At 72.2% G+C, this 18932-nt stretch carries 18 protein-coding genes and 1 riboswitch; of the genes, 9 read left to right on the top strand and 9 right to left on the bottom strand.

From position 1 onward, the window contains the following. Positions 1-32: 32 nt before the first annotated feature. On the bottom strand, positions 33-662 hold the full coding sequence (locus ACZ3KP_RS03950) for an MBL fold metallo-hydrolase (RefSeq protein WP_366894806.1): 630 nt from the start codon (positions 660-662) through the stop codon (positions 33-35). Then, positions 662-1750: an S-(hydroxymethyl)mycothiol dehydrogenase gene (locus ACZ3KP_RS03945; protein WP_467496079.1), complete on the bottom strand. Its 1089-nt coding sequence runs from the start codon at positions 1748-1750 to the stop codon at positions 662-664. Before ACZ3KP_RS03945 ends, ACZ3KP_RS03950 begins: the two co-directional genes overlap by 1 nt. 199 nt (positions 1751-1949) lie before the next feature. Here ACZ3KP_RS03945 and ACZ3KP_RS03940 point away from each other — a divergent pair, with 199 nt between their 5' ends. Both ACZ3KP_RS03940 and ACZ3KP_RS03935 read left to right on the top strand, forming a co-directional pair. Next, positions 1950-3320, top strand: coding sequence for an MBL fold metallo-hydrolase (locus ACZ3KP_RS03940; protein ID WP_467496077.1), 1371 nt, complete (start codon positions 1950-1952; stop codon positions 3318-3320). Continuing rightward, positions 3317-4063: a sulfite exporter TauE/SafE family protein gene (locus ACZ3KP_RS03935; RefSeq protein ID WP_467496075.1), complete on the top strand. Its 747-nt coding sequence runs from the start codon at positions 3317-3319 to the stop codon at positions 4061-4063. The genes ACZ3KP_RS03940 and ACZ3KP_RS03935 overlap by 4 nt, the downstream gene beginning before the upstream one ends. 13 nt (positions 4064-4076) lie before the next feature. On the opposite strand, the gene ACZ3KP_RS03930 is transcribed toward ACZ3KP_RS03935, so the two are convergent. Continuing rightward, the gene (locus tag ACZ3KP_RS03930; protein WP_467496073.1) at positions 4077-4379 is read right to left on the bottom strand and encodes a metal-sensitive transcriptional regulator; all 303 of its coding nucleotides are present in this window, start codon (positions 4377-4379) and stop codon (positions 4077-4079) included. A gap of 73 nt (positions 4380-4452) precedes the next feature. Here ACZ3KP_RS03930 and ACZ3KP_RS03925 point away from each other — a divergent pair, with 73 nt between their 5' ends. Then, positions 4453-5031 carry a rhodanese-like domain-containing protein gene (locus ACZ3KP_RS03925; protein WP_467496071.1) on the top strand — a complete coding sequence of 193 codons (579 nt, stop codon included), beginning with the start codon at positions 4453-4455 and terminating at the stop codon, positions 5029-5031. Positions 5032-5101: 70 nt separating this feature from the next. Next, the gene (locus ACZ3KP_RS03920; protein WP_467496069.1) at positions 5102-6871 is read left to right on the top strand and encodes an ABC transporter ATP-binding protein; all 1770 of its coding nucleotides are present in this window, start codon (positions 5102-5104) and stop codon (positions 6869-6871) included. 80 nt (positions 6872-6951) lie between these two features. Here the strand turns inward: ACZ3KP_RS03920 and ACZ3KP_RS03915 are convergent, their stop codons facing one another. Next, the gene (locus ACZ3KP_RS03915; RefSeq protein WP_358979253.1) at positions 6952-7248 is read right to left on the bottom strand and encodes a hypothetical protein; all 297 of its coding nucleotides are present in this window, start codon (positions 7246-7248) and stop codon (positions 6952-6954) included. Positions 7249-7421: 173 nt separating this feature from the next. On the opposite strand from ACZ3KP_RS03915, the gene ACZ3KP_RS03910 reads away from it, so the two are divergent. Together ACZ3KP_RS03910 and ACZ3KP_RS03905 are read left to right on the top strand one after the other, a co-directional pair. After that, a complete protein-coding gene (locus tag ACZ3KP_RS03910) occupies positions 7422-7790 on the top strand; it encodes a nuclear transport factor 2 family protein (RefSeq protein ID WP_467496067.1) in 369 nt (122 codons plus the stop codon). Positions 7791-7892: 102 nt separating this feature from the next. Beyond that, a riboswitch (ZMP/ZTP riboswitch) is annotated at positions 7893-7975 on the top strand. Positions 7976-8001: 26 nt separating this feature from the next. Further along, complete coding sequence (locus ACZ3KP_RS03905) at positions 8002-8859, top strand: bifunctional 5,10-methylenetetrahydrofolate dehydrogenase/5,10-methenyltetrahydrofolate cyclohydrolase (protein WP_467496065.1); 858 nt, start codon at positions 8002-8004, stop codon at positions 8857-8859. A 3-nt stretch (positions 8860-8862) separates the two neighbouring features. Here ACZ3KP_RS03905 and ACZ3KP_RS03900 read toward each other — a convergent pair whose 3' ends face one another. Then, complete coding sequence (locus ACZ3KP_RS03900; RefSeq protein ID WP_467496063.1) at positions 8863-10218, bottom strand: CU044_5270 family protein; 1356 nt, start codon at positions 10216-10218, stop codon at positions 8863-8865. Next, entirely contained in the window at positions 10211-10753 is a 543-nt protein-coding gene (locus ACZ3KP_RS03895) for an RNA polymerase sigma factor (protein WP_358979257.1), read from the bottom strand. Before ACZ3KP_RS03895 ends, ACZ3KP_RS03900 begins: the two co-directional genes overlap by 8 nt. Positions 10754-10858: 105 nt before the next feature. Here ACZ3KP_RS03895 and ctaD point away from each other — a divergent pair, with 105 nt between their 5' ends. Together ctaD and ACZ3KP_RS03885 are read left to right on the top strand one after the other, a co-directional pair. Further along, positions 10859-12457: an aa3-type cytochrome oxidase subunit I gene (ctaD, locus tag ACZ3KP_RS03890; RefSeq protein ID WP_467496061.1), complete on the top strand. Its 1599-nt coding sequence runs from the start codon at positions 10859-10861 to the stop codon at positions 12455-12457. Next, positions 12454-12786 (top strand): hypothetical protein, encoded by a 333-nt coding sequence (locus tag ACZ3KP_RS03885; protein ID WP_358979261.1) that lies wholly within the window; start codon positions 12454-12456, stop codon positions 12784-12786. The genes ctaD and ACZ3KP_RS03885 overlap by 4 nt, the downstream gene beginning before the upstream one ends. 39 nt (positions 12787-12825) lie before the next feature. Here ACZ3KP_RS03885 and ACZ3KP_RS03880 read toward each other — a convergent pair whose 3' ends face one another. After that, positions 12826-13491, bottom strand: a complete 666-nt coding sequence (locus tag ACZ3KP_RS03880) for a TetR/AcrR family transcriptional regulator (protein WP_467496059.1) — start codon at positions 13489-13491, stop codon at positions 12826-12828. Positions 13492-13662: 171 nt separating this feature from the next. On the opposite strand from ACZ3KP_RS03880, the gene ACZ3KP_RS03875 reads away from it, so the two are divergent. Then, the gene (locus tag ACZ3KP_RS03875; RefSeq protein ID WP_467496057.1) at positions 13663-14910 is read left to right on the top strand and encodes a YncE family protein; all 1248 of its coding nucleotides are present in this window, start codon (positions 13663-13665) and stop codon (positions 14908-14910) included. A 60-nt stretch (positions 14911-14970) separates the two neighbouring features. On the opposite strand, the gene ACZ3KP_RS03870 is transcribed toward ACZ3KP_RS03875, so the two are convergent. Together ACZ3KP_RS03870 and ACZ3KP_RS03865 are read right to left on the bottom strand one after the other, a co-directional pair. Further along, on the bottom strand, positions 14971-16833 hold the full coding sequence (locus ACZ3KP_RS03870) for a cellulase family glycosylhydrolase (protein WP_467496055.1): 1863 nt from the start codon (positions 16831-16833) through the stop codon (positions 14971-14973). Between the two features lie 77 nt (positions 16834-16910). Continuing rightward, positions 16911-18923 (bottom strand): GTP-binding protein, encoded by a 2013-nt coding sequence (locus tag ACZ3KP_RS03865; RefSeq protein WP_467496053.1) that lies wholly within the window; start codon positions 18921-18923, stop codon positions 16911-16913. Positions 18924-18932 lie beyond the last annotated feature (9 nt).

Raw genomic sequence — 18932 nt, 5'->3', positions numbered from 1 at the left:
CCCGCGCGCCTTCCGTCCGCGCCGCGTCCCGCTCAGTGCCCCCGGGCGATCCACTCCTCCAGGTGGGGCGCCTCGGCACCGATGGTGGTGGGGTCGCCGTGTCCGGTCAGGACCTTCGTCTCCGGCGGGAGGGTGAGCAGCTTGTCCCGGATGGAGTCGATGATCGTCGGGAAGTGCGAGTACGAGCGCCCGGTCGCGCCGGGGCCGCCCTGGAAGAGGGTGTCGCCGGTGAAGACGGCGCCCAGGGCGGGGTCGTACAGGCAGACGGCGCCGGGCGCGTGACCGGGGGTGTGCAGGACGGTCAGGTCGGCGCCCGCGGCCTCGATGACCAGACCGTCGGACAGGTGGTTGTCGGGGTCGCGGTCGGGGTGGGTGAACTTCCACAGCGGCAGGTCGTCGGGGTGCAGCCAGATCTTGGCGCCGGTGAGGTCCGCGAGGGCGGGCGCGGCGTCGATGTGGTCGTTGTGGGCGTGGGTGCAGACGATCGCCTTCAGTGTGCGGTCGGCGACCGCCTCGGCGATGGCCTCGGCGTCGTGCGCGGCGTCGATGACGATCACCTCGCGTTCGTCGCCGACGATCCACACGTTGTTGTCGACGTCCCAGGTGCCGCCGTCGAGGGTGAACTGCCCTGAGGTGACGAGTCGTTCGATGCGCGTGGTCATCACAGCACCACCACCGAACGCAGCACGTCGCCGCCGTGCATCCGCTCGAAGGCCTTCTCCACCTCGTCGAGCTGGATGGTCTCGGTCACGAAGGCGTCCAGCGGCAGCCTGCCCTGCAGGTGCAGGTCGATCAGCATGGGGAAGTCCCTCGACGGCAGGCAGTCGCCGTACCAGCTGGACTTGAGGGCGCCGCCGCGGCCGAAGACGTCCAGGAGCGGGAGTTCGAGCTTCATCTCGGGGGTGGGCACGCCGACCAGGACGACGGTGCCGGCGAGGTCGCGGGCGTAGAAGGCCTGCCGGTACGTCTCCGGGCGGCCGACCGCCTCGATCACGACGTCGGCGCCGAAGCCGCCGGTCAGTTCGCGGATCGCCTCGACCGGGTCGCTCTCGCGGGAGTTCACCGTGTGGGTGGCGCCCAGGGTGCGGGCCTTCGCCAGCTTCCGGTCGTCGATGTCGACGGCGATGACCTTCGCGGCGCCCGCCAGGATCGACCCGGCGATCGCCGCGTCGCCGACACCGCCGCAGCCGATCACGGCGACCGAGTCGCCCCGGCCGACGTTGCCGGTGTTGATCGCGGCACCGATGCCCGCCATCACCCCGCAGCCGAGCAGTCCGGCGACCGCCGGGGAGACGGCCGGGTCGACCTTGGTGCACTGTCCGGCCGCCACCAGCGTCTTCTCGGCGAAGGCGCCGATACCGAGCGCCGGGGAGAGCTCCTGCCCGGTCGACGCGAGGGTCATCTTCTGCTTCGCGTTGTGGGTGTTGAAGCAGTACCAGGGGCGGCCGCGCAGACAGGCCCGGCAGTTCCCGCACACCGCACGCCAGTTGAGGATCACGAAGTCGCCGGGTGCCACGTCGGTGACGCCCTCGCCGACCGATTCCACGACACCGGCGGCCTCGTGGCCGAGCAGGAAGGGGAACTCGTCATTGATCCCGCCCTGCTTGTAGTGCAGGTCGGTGTGACAGACCCCGCAGGCCTGCACCTGCACGACGGCTTCGCCCGGCCCGGGGTCCGGCACCACGATCGTCTCGACCCGCACGGGCTCGTCCCTGCCCGGTGCGATCACGCCGCGTACTTCCTGCGCCATGGTCCTGACCTTTCGTCGCTCTGCTGACGTGCTGCCTTCCGACCCTACGCGTGACTGATCGGTAACGGCACGGAGCACGTCGATCAGCGCGGATCTTTCCGGCCCGCCGCCTCCAGATACCCCCAGGGGTACCTCTGCTACGGTGTTCGACATACCCCCCGGGGTAATGGAACCGGGGAGCGAGGAAAGGAGTGCTGCCGTGTCCTTCGTCGACACCGTCGAGGTGCCCGGGCTGGGCAACCGCGGCTATCTGGCGGGCGGCGCGCACGGCGCCGTCGCCGTCGACCCGCCCCGGGACGTGGACCGGGTGATCGAGGCCGTCGCCCGGCGCGGGGTGCGGCTCACGCATGTCGTGGAGACCCACGTGCACAACGACTACGTCTCCGGCGGCCTCGAACTGGCCCGCCTGACCGGTGCCCGGTACGCGGTGCCGGCCGGGGCGCGGGTGGCCTACGAGCGGGTGCCGGTGGCCGACGGGGACGTCCTGGGGATCGAGCAGGGGCTCGCGCTGCGCGCCCTGGCGACCCCCGGACACACCCCGCACCACACGTCGTACGTCCTGGAGGAGGCCGGCCGGGCGGTGGCCGTCTTCACCGGGGGCTCGCTGCTGATCGGCACGGTCGGCAGGCCCGACCTGGTGGAGCCCCGGCTGACCGGCGAGCTGGCCCGGGCACAGCACGCCTCCGCGCACCGGCTGGCCGCCGAACTGCCGGACGGGACGGCGGTGCTGCCGACGCACGGCTTCGGCAGTTTCTGCTCGGCGGGCGACGGGTCCGGCACGGCCACCACCATCGGCCGGGAGCGCACGGTGAACGCCGCCCTGGTCAAGGACGTCGACACGTTCGTGGCCGAGCTGCTGGCCGGGCTCGACGACGTACCGGCGTACTACGCGCACATGGGGCCCCTGAACGCGGGCGGTCCGGCCCCCGTCGACCTCAGCCCGCCACGCCGGGCGGACGCCGCCGAGATCGCGGCGCGGCTGGCCGCCGGGGAGTGGGTGGTGGACCTGCGCGACCGGGTGGCGTTCGCCGCCGGACATGTGCCGGGCAGTCTCAACTTCGAGGCCGGCGGCCAGCTGGCCACCCAGCTGGCCTGGCTGCTGCCCTGGGGCAGGCCGGTGACGCTGCTCGCCGAGTCGGCCGACCGGATCGCCGCCGCCCAGCGGGAGCTGACACGCGTCGGCATCGACCGCCCGGCCGCGGCCGCCACCGGGACCCCGGAGTCCTGGCTGCGGGCGGGCGAACACCCCCGGTCCTTCCCCCGGGGCACCTTCGCGGAGCTGGCCGCGCACGGCCCGGAGGGCGTCGTCGTCCTGGACGTGCGCCGGGACACCGAGCGGTCCGCGAACCACGTGCGGGGTTCGGTCCACATACCCCTGCACCAGCTGCGGGAGCGGCTGGACGACATACCCACCGGCACGGTGTGGGTGCACTGCGCGGGCGGGATGCGCGCCGCCGTCGCCGCGTCGCTGCTCGACGCGGCCGGGCGGGACGTGGTCGCCGTCGACGACGCCTTCCCGGCGGCCCGCGCGGCAGGACTTCCGGTGCTTCCCGCGGACCCGACCGGATGAGCACGCTCCTGCTCGCCCTCGACGCCGGGGCCCTCACCGGGCTGGCGCTCGGGGCGCTGGGCGGCGGCGGCAGTGTGCTGGCCGTGCCCGCGCTGATCTACCTGCTCGGCTTCACCCCGGCCGCGGCCGGGGCCGCGAGCCTGGTCGTGGTCACGGTCACCTCGGCGACCGCGCTCGTCGCGCACGCCCGCGAGGGCACGGTGCGCTGGCGGGCCGGCGCGCTGTTCGCGGCGGCCGGTATCGGGCCGGCGGCGGTGGGCGGGCTGGTGTCCCGGCATCTCCCGGGCGCGCTGCTGACCGGAGCGTTCGCCGTGCTGGCCGCGGCGGCGGCGCTGCGCATGCTGCGGCCCGCCGTTCCCCGCGCCTCCCCCGTCCCTGGGCGGCCCTCCCGGGTGGCCGGGGCGGGGGCCGGGCTCGGGGCGGTGACCGGGGTGCTCGGTGTGGGCGGCGGCTTTCTCGCCGTACCGTCCCTGGTGAACGTCGTGGGCCTGCGGATGCGCGCGGCGGTCGGCACCAGCCTGCTCGTCATCACGATCAATTCGCTCACCGCGCTGGCCGCGCGCACCGGTTCGGCGGCGGACGTCGACTGGTCGGCGGTGGGCCCGTTCGCCGGGGCCGCGGTCCTCGGCGCCTGGGACGGCAGAAGGCTCGCGGCCCGGCTCTTCGCGGGCACGCTCCAGCGGCTGTTCGCCTACGCGCTGCTCGCGGTGGCCGCGTTCATGCTGGCCGACGCGGTGCGCTGACGCCGGCCGGCGGTCAGGCGAGCGACAGGAACAGCTTCTCCAGGCGTGCCTTCATGTGCTCGGCGGTCTCGCCGTCCGTGCCACCCCGGGCGGGATCGATGACGCACTGCTGGAGTCCGGTCGCGATGATCGCGAAGCCCGCCCGGTCCAGGGCGCGCGAGGCGGCGGCCAGCTGGGTGACCACGTCCTCGCAGTCGCGACCCTCCTCGATCATCTTGATCACTCCGGAGATCTGCCCCTGCGCCCGGCGCAGCCGGTTCAGCACCGACTTGAGTTCATCGGCCTCGAACTGAAGCTCCACAACCACTCCTCCCATACCCGTAGGGGTATTTTACCGCGCCCTCCGGGCCATCCCCTCGTCCATCGTCCCCAGGAAGGATCGCACCACCATGACCACCCCTCCCCCCGGTATCGACCCGGACCACGCCCGTGCCCGCCTCCGGGAGCTGACCGTCGTCGACGTCCGCACCCCGGGCGAGTACGCCGCCGGTCACCTCCCCGGCGCCCACAACGTCCCGTTGGGCAGCCTGCGCCGGGCGCTGCCCGCGCTCCGTGCCGTCGGCGGCGGGCTCCTCCTCGTCTGCGCCTCCGGCACCCGGGCCGAGCAGGCCCGGGCCGACCTCGCCGAGCACGGCGTCCCGGCGTCCGTCCTCACCGGCGGCACCCGCGGCTGGACCGAGCGCGGCCACGACCTGCACCGGCCGGAGCGCGGGCCCTCCCGCTCACCGTGGGCCATGGAACGCCAGGTCCGCCTCACGGCCGGGGCGGCCGTCCTCGCCGGACTGGGCCTCGGCCTCGTGCACCCCGCCTGGCGGCTGCTGCCGGCCGGCGTGGCGGGCGGCCTGGTGTTCTCCGCGCTCACGGACACCTGCGGCATGGCGGCGCTGCTGGCGCGGCTCCCGCACAACCGGCCGCACGCGACCGACCTCGACGCGACCCTCGCGAGGCTGGGTTCCGCCCGCGGCTGATCCGGCGCCGGGACCGGCATCCCCCGTCGTAGCCTGGGGGGCGCCGCCCACCGCCCGGACGAGGAGCACCGTGACCGCCGCAGCAGCAGTTCCGCCGAGCGACCGGAGCGGCCCGTCCGTGTTCCGGCTGCTCCTGTCCTATGTACGGCCGCACCGCTGGGCCCTGTTGGCGGGCGCGCTGCTCTCGCTGGTCACGGGCGGGACCGGGCTGCTGCTGCCGCTGGTGGCCCGGGGGCTGATCGACGACCTGTCGCACGACCGTTCCATCACCGGGAAGCTGCTGGCGATGGCGGCCCTGGTGGTGGGCAACGCCGCGGTGGGCGCGCTGGGTTCGTACGTGCTCAGGCGCACCGCGGAGTCGGTGGTGCTGGGCGCGCGGCGCACCCTGTCGTCGTACCTGCTGCGGCTAAGGATCACCGCCGTGGACCGCACCGAACCCGGTGACCTGATGGCGCGGATCACCTCGGACACCACGCTGCTGCGCGAGGTGACCACGGACTCGCTGGTGGCCCTGGGAACCGGCGGGCTCACCCTGGTCGCCACCGTGGTGATGATGGGGGTGGTCGATCCCGTGCTGCTGGCCGTCACGCTCGTGGTGATCGCCGCTGCGGGCACCGTGCTGGGCACGATCGTGCCCAGGATCAACCGGGCCAGCCGCCGGGCCCAGGACGCGGTCGGGGTGATGGGGGCCTCGCTGGAGCGGGTGCTGGGCGCCTTGCGCACGGTGAAGGCCTCGGGTGCCGAGCACCGGGAGGAGCAGGCCCTGCACGCGGCGGCCGAGGAGTCCTGGCGGCAGAGCGTGCGGGCCGCCAAGTGGTCGGCGGCGGCGGGCAACACGGCGGGACTCGCGATGCAGCTGGCGTTCATCACGGTGCTGGCGGTGGGCGGTGCGCGGGTGGCGACCGGCGCCATCGGCGTGGGCACGCTGGTGGCGTTCCTGCTCTACGTCTTCTACCTGATGCAGCCGATCCAGCAGGTCGTCGGGGCGATCACCCAGTACCAGTCCGGCGCCGGCGCGCTCGCCCGGATCCAGGAGGCGCTGCGACTGCCCGCCGAACCGCCCTCCGCGCCCGCAGAGTTGCCGTCCGCCGGTGCCGAACCGGCCGCCGTCGCCTTCACCGACGTACGTTTCCGCTACGCCGACGACCTGCCGTACGTCCACCACGGGGTGAGCTTCGACATCCCCGCCCGGGGCATGACGGCCTTCGTCGGGCCGTCCGGTGCGGGCAAGACCACCGTGTTCTCGCTGATCGAGCGGTTCTACGACCCGGAGTCCGGCACGATCGCCGTGGACGGCCGCCCGCTCGACGCATGGGAACTGCCGCTGCTGCGCTCGGCCATCGGGTACGTCGAACAGGACGCGCCGGTGCTGTCGGGGTCGTTGCGGGACAATCTTCTGCTGGGCAACCCGGAGGCGGACGAGGACGCGGTCGCGCGGGTGGTCAAGACGACCCGGCTGGACGGACTGGTCGCGCGGCTGCCGGACGGGCTCGGAACCCTGGTCGGGCATCGCGGGACCAAGCTGTCCGGGGGCGAGCGCCAACGGGTGGCGATCGCCCGGGCGTTGCTGCGCAGGCCCCGGCTGCTGCTGCTCGACGAGGCGACCTCGCAGCTGGACGCGGTGAACGAGGCGGCCCTCAGGGACACGGTCGCCGACGTGGCCCGGTCGACCACGGTGCTGGTGGTCGCGCACCGCCTGTCGACGGTGACGATGGCGGACCGGATCGTCGTGATGGACGCGGGCCGGGTCCGCGCGGTGGGCACGCACCGGGAACTGGTGGCGGCGGATCCGCTGTACGCGGAGCTGGCGGCGACCCAGTTCCTGGCCTCGGAGCACTGAGGGCGCGGACGAAGAAGGGAAGGGGAGGGGAGGAAGGAGGGCCGTCCCCCGCCGGGACGGCCCGGGGGATGCGGCCGGGATCAGGCTTCGATGCCCGGCAGCAGCCCCGTGGCGGGCGCGGCCAGGTCGGTGACCTGGTGCAGCTCGCCGAGCTTGTGGACTCCGTTCAGGCCCTGCACCTGCTCCGAGACCTTCGGCATCCTGCCCTGGTACTTCGCGGGGATGTCGCTGGTGGCGACCGAGTCGAGCACCCCGAGCGCGGTGAGCTTCCCTGGATGCTGCGGGCTCGCGTCGGCCGCGTTCGCCAGCGGCGCGGCAAGGCCGGTGACCCCGACGGCCAGTCCGACGGCGGCGACGATACGTCGTGTTGAGATCATGCCCTCAGCAACGGCCCCGGCGCCGGGCCGGACACGGGCGGCCGCCCGGCCTCACCCGTCAGGAGGAGCGCCCGGCCTGCGTTTGCCGAGCCGTCCGGGACGGAGGAGCCTCGGAGTGAGGGGCTCTCGCGGCCTGCTCCCGCATCGGGTCGCGGGCCCCGCAGGAGGTCACCATGGGCACCACGACAGGCTCCACGTTCGACACCGACACACTGCGCCGGGCCATAGAGGGGAACACCGGGAACTCCCTGCTGGCGCTCTACACGGACGACGCGGAGATCCGCATCGTCGACCGCAACGCCCAGCCCAGCCATCCGAAGATCCTGCACGGCCGCAAGGACATCGCCGCGATGCTGGACGACGTCTACAGCCGGGACATGACGCACAAGCTGGACCGGTGCGTCGTGCAGGGCGACCGGGCCGCGTTCACCGAGTCCTGCGAGTACGCGGACGGCGTCCGGGTGCTCGCCGAATCGATGATCACGTTGCGCGACGGAAAGATAGCCGAACAGATCATGATCCAGGCATGGGACGACGAGTAGTCGGCCGAGGCCCGAGGGTCCAGGTCAGCACCCGTGTGACCTGGACCTTCTCGGTGTGCGCAGGACTGGGACACACGCGTCGCGGCGCCCTCGGTTAACCTGGGGGCGGGCCGTGACTGGCGCTGAGGTGGAGCACCACCGGGGAGCGGCCCGCACCGTCGATGCCGTGCGCCTGGGCGATCCATCGTGCATCAGCTCAGGAGTGTGCCCCATGCCCCAGACGTCCCAGGGCCGTCTCATGGACGGAACCGCCGTCGCCCGCCGGATCGTCGAGGAGACCGCGCGGCGGGCCGCAGACCTCACCGCGCGCACCGGCGTCACGCCGTGTCTGGCGACCGTGCTGGTCGGTGACGACCCCGCGTCCGTCACCTACGTACGGATGAAGCAGAACCGCAGCCGCAAGGCAGGCATCGCCTCCCGGCACGTGCCCCTGCCCGCCGCCACGACCACCGACGAACTGGTCGGCGTGCTGAGGGAGTTGTCCGCGGATCCCGCGGTGCACGGCATCCTGCTCCAGCACCCCGTCGGCGAACACGTCGACGAGCGGGCCGCGTTCGAGGCGATCGCCCCGGAGAAGGACGTGGACGGCGTGACCTTCGCGTCGTTCGCGACGATGAGCTTCGGGCTGCCGGGCTTCGTCTCCTGCACACCCGGCGGCATCCTGCGGCTGCTCGACGCGTACGACGTCGACCCGGCCGGGAAGCGGGCGGTGGTCGTGGGCCGCAGCGCGATCCTCGGCAAGCCGACCGGCATGCTGCTCCTCGCCAGGGACGCCACCGTCACCTACTGCCACTCCCGCACCCGGGACCTGTCGGCGGCCGTGCGCGAGGCGGACATCGTGGTCGCCGCCGTCGGCCGGCCCCGGCTGATCCGGGGCCAGGACATCAAGCCGGGCGCGGTGGTGCTCGACGCGGGCTACAACGAGGGCAACGTCGGTGACGTCGACTTCGACACCGCCGTCGAGCGGGCCTCGCTGATCACGCCGGTGCCGGGCGGCGTCGGCCCGATGACCATCGCCGTGCTGCTGGAGCAGACGGTGACGGCGGCCGCCCGGCAGCTCGGGGCGTGAGGGTCAGCGCAGCCAGGCGCTGTACTCCATGACGTCCCCGGCCCGCACGCCGTACTCGGGATCGTCCCGGGTGAACGTGGTCTCCAGGCCGAGTACGGCGCCGGTACCCGGGTCCAGGATCAGCATCCGGCGGGCGCCGGCGGCCCCTTCACAGACGTACGCCTGCCCGGTGCGGCCGAGGCGGTCGGTGACCTGGCCGGCCGGGCGCAGTCCCTCGGCGTCGGCGAGGAGGGCGGCCAGGGCGGCCGTCTCGCGGGCGCCGAGTGTCCAGTTGTCCAGCAACTCCCGGGTGGCGTCGAGGAGTTCACTGGTGGTGAGGGTGCTGCTGTTGACGAGCTCGGACAGGTAGGTACGCAGCTTTCCGGGGTCGTGCGGGGGCGTGGCCAGCGGCGGGGCGTCGCCCCACATCGGCGGGAAGGTGTGCCGGCTGAGCACCTTCCCGTCCTCGGCGAGGCCGCCGTCGGTGAGGACCGGACGGCCCGGGTGGCTCGGGTCGGTGGCCACGACCACCTCGGTGTGACTGCCGTCCGCCCGCCAGCGCACCACGCGCTCCTCGGGAAGGGTGATGGGCGGCCCGTCGTCACTCATGCCGAGACTCCAGGACTGCACGTGGGTGCCCTGGCGCAGCCCCGGGGACCCGTCGACCGCCGCGACGCGGGCCAGTTCCGCGACCTGCGCGAGCGGTACGGCGGTGGAGTGCGCGCGGACGGCCAGCGGCCGGGGCGCGGCGACGGCGGGTACGGTGCCGGAGCCACCGAGCAGCACGCTCAGCGCCACGGCGACCACGACGACGGTCGCGGCCAGCCCCCACACGACCCGAACCGGCCGCCCGGGACGACGACGGCACAGCGACCGGCCGGGGTGCCACCGGGCCCGCCGGTCCAGGGAGGGTGCACCGGAGCGGCCCGCGAGCCCCGAACCGTCCGGGTGCGGCGAGCGGTCAGGGTGCCGCCGGCCCAAGAGGCCGCCTCCGCCGTCGCGGACATCCGCGGCCACCGGACCGTCGCCTGCCACCCACCCGCCGAAGGAAACCCAGCCGCCCCCGGGCAACGAACCATCCACGGGCACCCGACCACCGGTGGGCGCCCAGCCTCCCCCGGGCAACGGACTGCCCGCGGGCCCCCGGTCACCGGTGGACGCCCGGCCGTGCGCGGGCGACTCACCATGCGCGGCCGACCCGCCATCCGCGGCCGACCCGCCATCCGCAGCCGGCCCCCCGTCCGTGGGCAGCGGGTCGGGTGTGTGCAGGAGGTGGGTGAGGTGTTGTTCGGCGTGGCGGGGCAGGGGGCCGTCGGCGAAGTGGGGGCCGTCGGCGGGTGCCGGGTCGGCGGTGCGGAGCAGGTCGAGTTCGTCAGCCATGGCGGTCCTCCTCGGGCAGGGCCTCGGCGGCAGGGGGGCGCAGTCGGTCTATCTCGGCTCTGAGCCGGCCGCGGGCCCGGTGCAGCCGCATCGCCGCGGCACGGTTGCCGCAGTCCAGGGCGACCGCGATCTCGTCGACGCCGAGGTCCTCCCACGCGGCCAGCCGGAGCACCTCCTGGTCGGCCGGGGACAGCCGGGCCAGTGCCTCGTGCACCCAGGCGCCGGGCCGCTCGGTGTCCGGGCTGTCCATGACGTGGCGCCCGTGCGCGGTCTCGTCGTTGCCGAGCCGGTCCAGCAGCCTGCGCCGACGCCCGTAGCCGCGTACCGCGTTGGCGAGGCAGTTGCGTGCCACGCCGTACAACCAGGGCAGCGGAGCCGCCGGCAGGTCGGCGCGGCGGCGCCAGGCCACCGTGAACACGTCCGCCACCACTTCCTCCACCTCGCTGGTCCGCCCGTCCAGTCGCCGCGCGACATAGCGGCTGACCGCCCAGTAGTGCTCGCGATAGGCAGCGGCGAAGATCTCGTCGTTGCTCATGTTCCCTTCGTGTCCGGCACCTTCCCGATCGTCACACCCTGCGCGGTGACGCTCGTCGCACCCGCCGAGTGTGACCGGCGGGCGGTGCCCGGACACAGGCGGGGCATGAGGAACCCCACGTGGCTCACGACCACGGATCACAAGACGATCGGAACGCTGTACCTGGTCACGGCGTTCTCGTTCTTCTGCGTCGGTGGTGTGCTCGCCCTGTTCATGCGGGCGGAACTGGCTCGCCCGGGCCTGCAGATCATGTCGAACGAACAGTTCAACCAGGCCTTCACGATGCACGGCACGATCATGCTGCTGATGTTCGCGACCCCGTTGTTCGCGGGCTTCGCCAACTGGATCATGCCGCTCCAGATCGGCGCCCCCGACGTGGCGTTCCCACGCCTGAACATGCTGGCCTACTGGCTCTACCTGCTCGGCTCGACGATCGCGGTGGGCGGCTTCCTGACCCCGCAGGGGGCGGCCGACTTCGGCTGGTTCGCCTACGCCCCGCTCTCGGACGCGGTGCGCACGCCGGGGATCGGCGCCGACATGTGGATCATGGGCCTGGCCTTCTCCGGTTTCGGCACGATTCTCGGCGCGGTCAACTTCATCACCACGATCATCTGCATGCGGGCCCCCGGAATGACCATGTTCCGCATGCCGGTCTTCGTGTGGAACGTCCTGCTCACCGCCGTGCTCGTGCTCCTCGCCTTCCCGGTGCTCGCGGCGGCCCTGTTCGCGCTGGAGGCGGACCGGAAGTTCGGCGCCCACGTCTTCGACGCGGAAAACGGCGGCGCGCTGCTCTGGCAGCACCTGTTCTGGTTCTTCGGTCACCCGGAGGTGTACATCATCGCGCTGCCGTTCTTCGGCATCATCAGCGAGGTCATCCCGGTCTTCGCCCGCAAGCCGATGTTCGGGTACCTGGGCCTGGTGGGGGCCACCATCGCCATCGCCGGTCTCTCGGTCACCGTCTGGGCCCACCACATGTACGTCACGGGGGGTGTGCTGCTGCCCTTCTTCTCCTTCATGACGTTCCTGATCGCCGTCCCGACGGGAGTGAAGTTCTTCAACTGGATCGGCACCCTGTGGCAGGGCTCCCTGTCGTTCGAGACACCGATGCTCTGGACCATGGGCTTCCTGGTGACGTTCGTCTTCGGCGGCCTGACCGGGGTGATGCTCGCCTCCCCGCCGCTCGACTTCCACGTCTCCGACTCGTACTTCGTGGTCGCCCACTTCCACTACGTGGTCTTCGGCACGGTCGTCTTCGCGATGTTCGCCGGATTCCACTTCTGGTGGCCCAAGTTCACCGGGAAGATGCTGGACGAACGCCTCGGGAAGATCACCTTCTGGACCCTCTTCACCGGCTTCCACGGCACGTTCCTGGTCCAGCACTGGCTGGGCGCGGAGGGCATGCAGCGCCGGATCCCCGACTACCTGGCGGTCGAGGGGCTCACCACCCTCAACACGGTCTCGACGATCTTCTCGTTCCTGCTGGGCTCGTCCCTGCTCCCGTTCTTCTACAACGTCTGGAAGACCGCGCGGTACGGGGTGCTGGTCGAGACGGACGACCCGTGGGGCTACGGCCGCTCGCTGGAGTGGGCGACCTCCTGCCCGCCCCCGCGGCACAACTTCACTACGCTGCCCCGGATCCGCAGTGAGTCCCCGGCGTTCGATCTGCACCATCCGCTTCCGGAGCGGGAGTTGACCGCCCGGTGACGGCGCGGAAGGAGGAACGCGCACTGGTGCGTCAGGTGGAGGGTCATCTGCTGCTCGCGGCGGCGCGCGAGGAGGGCCGGGCGGCGGGGGCCCGGGCGGCGGACCGGCTGGGCTGGCTGACGGACACCCAACGGGAGGACCTGGAGCGTCAGCTGGAGGCCGAGTACCTGGGGCTGGCCCGGATGTCCTGGCACCGCACGGCGCGGCGCGCCGAGGAGCTGAGGAAGGAGTACGAGGCGAGGTACCGCATGCTGCGCCGGCGACTGCTGGCCGTCCTGCTGCTGTGCGCCCTGCTGACGGCGGCGGCCCTCCTGACCTCGGCGGTGTGAGCACACCCCAGGCCCTTCAAGTCGACGACTGCGATAGGGCTACCGGGAGCCCCCCGGCGCCCACCCCTCCGGCCGCAGCATCCCCACCAGCAGCCGCACCAGCTCCGCCACGACCTCGTCCAGCGAAGCGTCCACCCACCCGGCACTCCAGTCGTGCAGCAACCCGTTCACGCTCCCGATGAACGCGGCGGCCGCCAGCCGGTAATCGCGCGGCGCCGCGTCCCCGCGCGCCACCGCCGCGTTCGCCTCCGCGCAGATCAGCTCCACCCAACGCGCCCGCCGCGCCAGCCGCTGCTCCTCCAGCCGGGGACTGACCCCGATGATCTCGACGAACGCGATCCGGATCCGCCGCGGATCCGACGTGACGTCCCGCGCGTACGCCCGGAACAGCACGGTCACCCGCTCGACCAACGACAACGTCTCCGCCTCCGCGAGGGCGTCCCGCACCGCCCCCTCGGCCCACCCGTTCACCTCCAGGTGCAGCGCGGCGAGCACGTCCTCCAGGGTCTCGAACTCCTCGTAGAACTGCCGGGTCGACAGGCCCGCCTGCTGACTCAGTGCGGCCACGGTCGTCGCGCGAAACCCCGGTGCCCCGCCGAAGAGCTGGAGCGCGGCGTCCAGGAACCGCCGACGCCGCTCGGCCTTGCGTTCTTCGGCGGACCGGCCGCCGTAGCGACCCGTCGGCGCCTTGAGCCTGCCCGCCAACACTGCCCCCTCCGTCGTCCACCCGTGGCCAATTTTGTCGTGTACGCCTCTTGTGGAGTAGGGGCACCCGTCCTTACTTTTCAGTAAGTTCATTTGAACGCGCCCGTGTTCAGATTCCGTGCCCCCTGACCGCACGCGCGCCCCACACCCCCATCAGAGGAGAGAGCACTCATGCCTGCCATCAGAACCAGGCACCTTTGCTCCGTGGCCGCCGCCCTCGCACTGACCGTCACCGCGCCCGCGACCGCCGCCACCGCCGCGGCCGACGCCTCCCTGCGCCAGGTGCTGTTCGTCGGGAACAACTGGGACGGCACCGCGACCGTCCTGAACGCCACCGGTGACTTCGCCAAGGTCGGCCAGCTCAACGTCATCCCCGACAAGGACGCGCGGATCGCCGAGATCAACGCCGACCCGATCAAGTGGATCTACTACACGTCCATTCGCAACGAGGTCGGCCAGGGCCACGACCAGTACGCGGACGACATGTACTCCACGCCGGACGGCAGGTCCGTGGTGGTCTCGCGCCCGAGCTTCGCCGACGTCGTCTCCATCGACCTGGCCACCGACAAGGTCAACTGGCGCTTCCCGGTCGCCGGTTACCGCGCCGACCACATGGCCGTCTCCCCGGACGGCACCAAGGTCGCGGTGTCGGCGTCCACCGCGGACAAGGTGCAGGTGCTGGACATCAACACCGGTAAGGAACTGGGCGAGTTCGCCACCGGTGACAAGCCGCACGAGAACGTCTTCACCCCCGACGGCAAGTACATCTGGAACATGTCGATCGGTGAGGTCACCACCTCGCTCGACGACCCCGGCTGGGACTGGACCAAGGGCGACCGGCACATCACCATCGCCGACGCCACGACCTTCAAGCAGGTCAAGACGATCGACATGCGCGCCCGGCTGGACGCGTTCGGCCTGAAGGACTTCTCGGACGCGGTCCGGCCCGCCGCCTTCACCCCCGACTTCTCGAAGATGTACTTCCAGGTGTCGTTCTTCAACGGCTTTCTGGAGTACGACATCGCCAGCGACAAGATCACCCGGATGAAGACCCTGCCGGCCAACCCCGCGACCAGCACGGACCGCACCACCTGGCTCCTCGACTCGCGCCACCACGGCATCTCCATGAAGCCGGACGGCACCAAGCTGTGCGTGGCCGGGACGATGGACAACTACGCCACCGTCGTCGACCGGGCCACCCTCCAGGAAGGTCCGCTCATCACCGCGTCCACCCCGTACTGGGCCACGGTGAGCGGTGACGGCAAGGACTGCATCATCTCCGAGAGCGGCGCCGACCAGGTGACGGCGATCGACTTCGCCACCGGCCAGAAGGTGACCTCGGTCCCGGTCGGCGACCACCCGCAGCGGGTCCGGCTCGGCCATGTGCAGGCCGACTGGACGGGCGCCTCGTCGAGTTGACGCGCCCCCACCCACTTCGGCCTCCGGGGTCAGGCGGGACCCCGGAGGCCGAAGTCCTGCTCAGAACTTCGCCGCCACCCAGGCGGCCAGTTCCGACCTGGCCGCGTTCAGCAGCGTGGCACTCGGCGCGGTCGCCCCGTTGGTCACCAGCGCGAAGTGCAGCACGCCGGAGTCCGCGTCGCCGAGCAGCAGCCGGCGGCTGCCCGTGCCGCCCGGTTCCGCCGCCACGCCGACCGGGTTCGAGGACGAGTACGCCGGGGGTGCGTAGGCCGTGCCCAGGTCGGAGACGACGGTGGTGGACGCGGTCGGGAAGGAGGCGGGCAGGTGGAGTTCGGTGGGTGCGGTGGAGCCGGAGGAGCGCCAGACCTGGACGGCGTACTGGCCGGAGCCGACCAGCGCGGCCACGTTCGGCAGCGAGCTGGGCACCGGGTTCCAGGTCAGGGTCGTCGAGCCGTCCCGGGAGCGGTCCTCGTAGGTGAAGGCGAGGGTGGTGCCCGCGGTGGCGCCCGGGTAGACCCGGTCGAGCAGCCGGGCGTCCTGACGGAGTGTCACGGTGCCGGAGTCGTCCGTCCTCACGGCCGAGAGGTCCTCGTCGTTCCAGGCGTCACCCGAGGTGAGCACCTTGCTCGCGTTGCCGTTCATCAGCTCGTGGTGCCGGCCGCTGTAGATGTCCCACTGCCACTGGGTACCGGAGAGGACCGGGCCCGAGGACGCCGGGGTGGTCCACCAGCTCGATCCGGGCAGGCGGGAGTCGAGGGCCTGGTACATGGCCTTGTCGACAGTCGGCGCCTTGCCCGCGGTGGTACCCGACAGCGGGTGTCCGAACTCGCTGACGACCGCCGTGGTCCCGGCGGCCGACGCGCGGTCGCGGACGGTGCCGAAGTCGGCGGAGTACTGGCCGTCGGAGGCGTTTCCCCACATCAGGATGCCGGAGATGGCCTTCTGGTCGTAGAAGTGGGTGTTGAAGACGTAGCGGGAGCCGAGCGTGCCCGCGTCCAGCAGGCCGCCCGGCTGCTTCTGCGCGTCGATGTTGGCGTTCCAGAAGAGGTTGGGCTCGACGAGGGCGGGCTTGGCGGTCCAGCCGGCGGCGTCCATCCGGGCCCGGAACTTCTGGTAGAACGGCCAGAGCCGGTTCTGCTCCCAGGTGCGGGAGGTCTCACCGGAGTCGTAGGAGCCGGCGTAGGGCTCGTTGTAGGGGTCGAAGCCGACGACGCCCGCGAACTCGTCCGTGGTCAGGTGCTGGGCCAGGTAGGTCATGGTGGTCTGGGCCGTGGCCAGGAAGGCGTCCTGGAGGCCGTAGTTGTCGTGCCAGAAGTCGTACTGGCCCTTCTGGACGGCCGCGTTCTGGGTGATGTTCTGGCCCCAGAAGAGGCAGATGCCGCAGGACTCGGCGGGATAGCCGCCCAGCGCCACCGCCCACGCCGGGGCGCCGTCACCGGTGTACCAGCTGCCCGAGTTGAACAGGTAGCGGGAGTACAGGTCCTGATGGAAGTCGGGGAAGACCCGGATGCCGGCGTCCAGGAAGGCCTGCATCTGCGCGGTCACGGCGGCCAGGTAGGTGGTGCTGACCTGGCCCTGCACGGGTTCGGCGTACGCCCAGGAGAGCAGGAAGCGCACGGCGTTGCCGCCGCCGAGGGCACGCAGCGCGGTGGCCGACTTCTTCGCGTCGGCGACGGAGGCGAAGGGCAGGCCGTTGTTCTCCGCCAGCTTGGTCTCGCCGGAGACGTTGTAGCCGCGCAGGACGACCTCACGGCCCTGGCCGTCGACGAGTCGGCCGTTCTGCACGGTGAGCGAGGTGCCGTCGAACCAGAGGGAGTCGGACGGGGTGGCTGCGGAGGCGGACGGGGCGCCCGCCACCGCGAGGAATCCGCAGAGGACAACCAGGACAACGATCAAACGTGCCCGGATACTGGTCATGCTCATTACAGTCCGGTGCTTTCCGGACACCGTCAATACTTCTGACTCATGAGTAAGTTGAATACCTGTGCGGCACTTGGCGCTCACCCGCTCACACGGCCGGTCACCTTCAACAGATACTCCTTCCGGTCGAGCGGATTGTGATCGGTACGCGCGCGTTCGGGGACCGTCCCGTGTGCCACGGGTGCGTAGTGGTCGAAGGCGCTCTCCAGCTCTCCCTCCCCCCGGGTCAGACCGGGCAGCAGCTGCTCCAGCCGGTGCACCCGGGCCGCGGGGACCACCCCCTCCAGCACGCAGAGCGCGGCCTCGGTGCCGGTGCGCCGGGGCAGCGCGCCGAGCCGGGTGAGCACCGGGAGCAGCGCGCCGAGCGTGTCCGCGGGGGCCTCCAGACGGAAGCGGTGCATCGGCTCGTGCACCCGTGTGCCGGCCCGTCGCAGCGCCTCGGTCAGCACGAGCGGGGTCAGCCCGCGGAAGTCCTGGCCGGTGCTGGACATGCTCTTGTCGAAGCCCTGGTGGGCGTGGCTCTGCCGGGGCGAGTAACCGGAATGGGTCATGGTCACGGTGGCGTCCGGGATCCGCCAGCCGTGCAGCCCCTGGGTGAGGGTCTCCCGCACGGTGTCCTCGACGGCCTTGAAGAAGGCGTACGGCATGGAGCCGAGCTCCACCTCCAGGCGGAAGCCGACGCCCGCGCCGACCGGGGCCGGCTCCACCCGCAGGCCGACCGTGGCGAGGAAGGGGTTGCCGTCCTTCTTGTTGAACTCGACGGCGGCTCCCGTCCCGGCGATCCGCTCGACGTAGACGGTGGTGGTCTCCCGGAAGGTGACGTCGAGGCCGTACTCGTCGGCGAGGGTCGCCTGGACGACCTCCTTCTGGACCTCGCCGTACAGGGAGACGGAGCTCTCCCGCCGTACCTCGTCGTGCCGGACGTCGATCAGCGGGTCCTGCTCGGCGAGCTGGGTGAGGGCGATGTGCAGGGAGCGGCGGTCGGTGCCGGGGCCCGGGACGACGACGGTCTCCAGGGTCGGGGGTGCGAAGTGGTGCACGTACGCGCGGGCCGGCCGGCCGAGCGCGTCTCCGATCCGGACGCCGCCGAGCCCCCACACCTTGACGATCCGCCCGGCGCCGGCACTGTCCTGCCGGCGCTCGGCACCCCGCTCGAAGACGGACAGCCCGGTGACCCGCCCCTCCGCCCGGACGCCGGCGTGCGCGTCGGTGCCGGTGCCGGTGCCGGTGCCGGTGCCGCCGAACGGGATCCGCTCGCGTACCCGGAGCGTGCCGGAGTAGATCCGCGCGTAGGCGATCTGCTCCCCCGCCGGCCCCCGCTCCACCTTGAAGACCGTGCCGGAGACCGGGCCCGCCGGATCGCCGCCTGCCGCCGGAAGCAGCCCCTCGACACCGGCGATCAGGTCGGGCACCCCGGCGCCCGTGACGGCGGAACCGAAGTACACCGGATGGACCAGGCACCGCCCGGTCTGGTCGGCGAGGGCCGCCCGCAGCCGGCCGTCGGGGACACCGCCGTCCAGGTACGCGGCGAGCAGCGCGTCGTCGTGGTCCGCGAGCACCTCCGGCGCGGTGGGGCCGAGGCCGGGCACGAACCGGGCCGCGCGGGTGCCGAGTCCGGCGGCCCGGCCCATGGGGACGAGCGGGACGGCGAGCCTGCGGGTCAGCTGGGCGAGCACGGCCTCGTCCCGGGCACCCCGCCGGTCGATCTTGTTCACGAAGACCAGCGTGGGGATGCCCAGCCTGCGCAGGGTCCGCATCAGCACGCGGGTCTGCGCCTGGACGCCTTCCACCGCCGAGACCACCAGGACCGCCCCGTCGAGGACGCCGAGGACCCGCTCCACCTCGGCGATGAAGTCCGGGTGCCCGGGGGTGTCGATGAGGTTGACGGTCACCCCGTCCAGCGGGAACGACACGACCGCCGACTTGATGGTGATCCCGCGCCGCCGTTCCAGCGCGAGGGTGTCGGTCCGGGTGCTGCCGGCGTCGACACTGCCGAGTTCGTCGATGACCCCGGCCGTGTACAGCAGCCGTTCGGTCAGGCTGGTCTTACCCGCGTCGACGTGCGCGAGGATTCCGAGATTGAGCAGATGCACTGAGCGTGA

The organism is Streptomyces sp. NPDC020958 (assembly GCF_055562175.1).
The sequence above is the reverse complement of the archived record's forward strand: the minus strand, read 5'-3'. Positions and strand labels throughout refer to the sequence as shown.

Coding starts and splice junctions, on each gene's coding strand:
- ACZ3KP_RS03950 (WP_366894806.1), bottom strand. CDS start 662: ATGACCACGCGCATCGAACGACTCGTCACCTCAGGGCAGTTCACCCTC.
- ACZ3KP_RS03945 (WP_467496079.1), bottom strand. CDS start 1,750: ATGGCGCAGGAAGTACGCGGCGTGATCGCACCGGGCAGGGACGAGCCC.
- ACZ3KP_RS03935 (WP_467496075.1), top strand. CDS start 3,317: ATGAGCACGCTCCTGCTCGCCCTCGACGCCGGGGCCCTCACCGGGCTG.
- ACZ3KP_RS03930 (WP_467496073.1), bottom strand. CDS start 4,379: ATGGGAGGAGTGGTTGTGGAGCTTCAGTTCGAGGCCGATGAACTCAAG.
- ACZ3KP_RS03925 (WP_467496071.1), top strand. CDS start 4,453: ATGACCACCCCTCCCCCCGGTATCGACCCGGACCACGCCCGTGCCCGC.
- ACZ3KP_RS03915 (WP_358979253.1), bottom strand. CDS start 7,248: ATGATCTCAACACGACGTATCGTCGCCGCCGTCGGACTGGCCGTCGGG.
- ACZ3KP_RS03910 (WP_467496067.1), top strand. CDS start 7,422: ATGGGCACCACGACAGGCTCCACGTTCGACACCGACACACTGCGCCGG.
- ACZ3KP_RS03905 (WP_467496065.1), top strand. CDS start 8,002: ATGCCCCAGACGTCCCAGGGCCGTCTCATGGACGGAACCGCCGTCGCC.
- ACZ3KP_RS03900 (WP_467496063.1), bottom strand. CDS start 10,218: ATGGCTGACGAACTCGACCTGCTCCGCACCGCCGACCCGGCACCCGCC.
- ACZ3KP_RS03895 (WP_358979257.1), bottom strand. CDS start 10,753: ATGAGCAACGACGAGATCTTCGCCGCTGCCTATCGCGAGCACTACTGG.
- ctaD (WP_467496061.1), top strand. CDS start 10,859: ATGAGGAACCCCACGTGGCTCACGACCACGGATCACAAGACGATCGGA.
- ACZ3KP_RS03875 (WP_467496057.1), top strand. CDS start 13,663: ATGCCTGCCATCAGAACCAGGCACCTTTGCTCCGTGGCCGCCGCCCTC.
- ACZ3KP_RS03870 (WP_467496055.1), bottom strand. CDS start 16,833: ATGAGCATGACCAGTATCCGGGCACGTTTGATCGTTGTCCTGGTTGTC.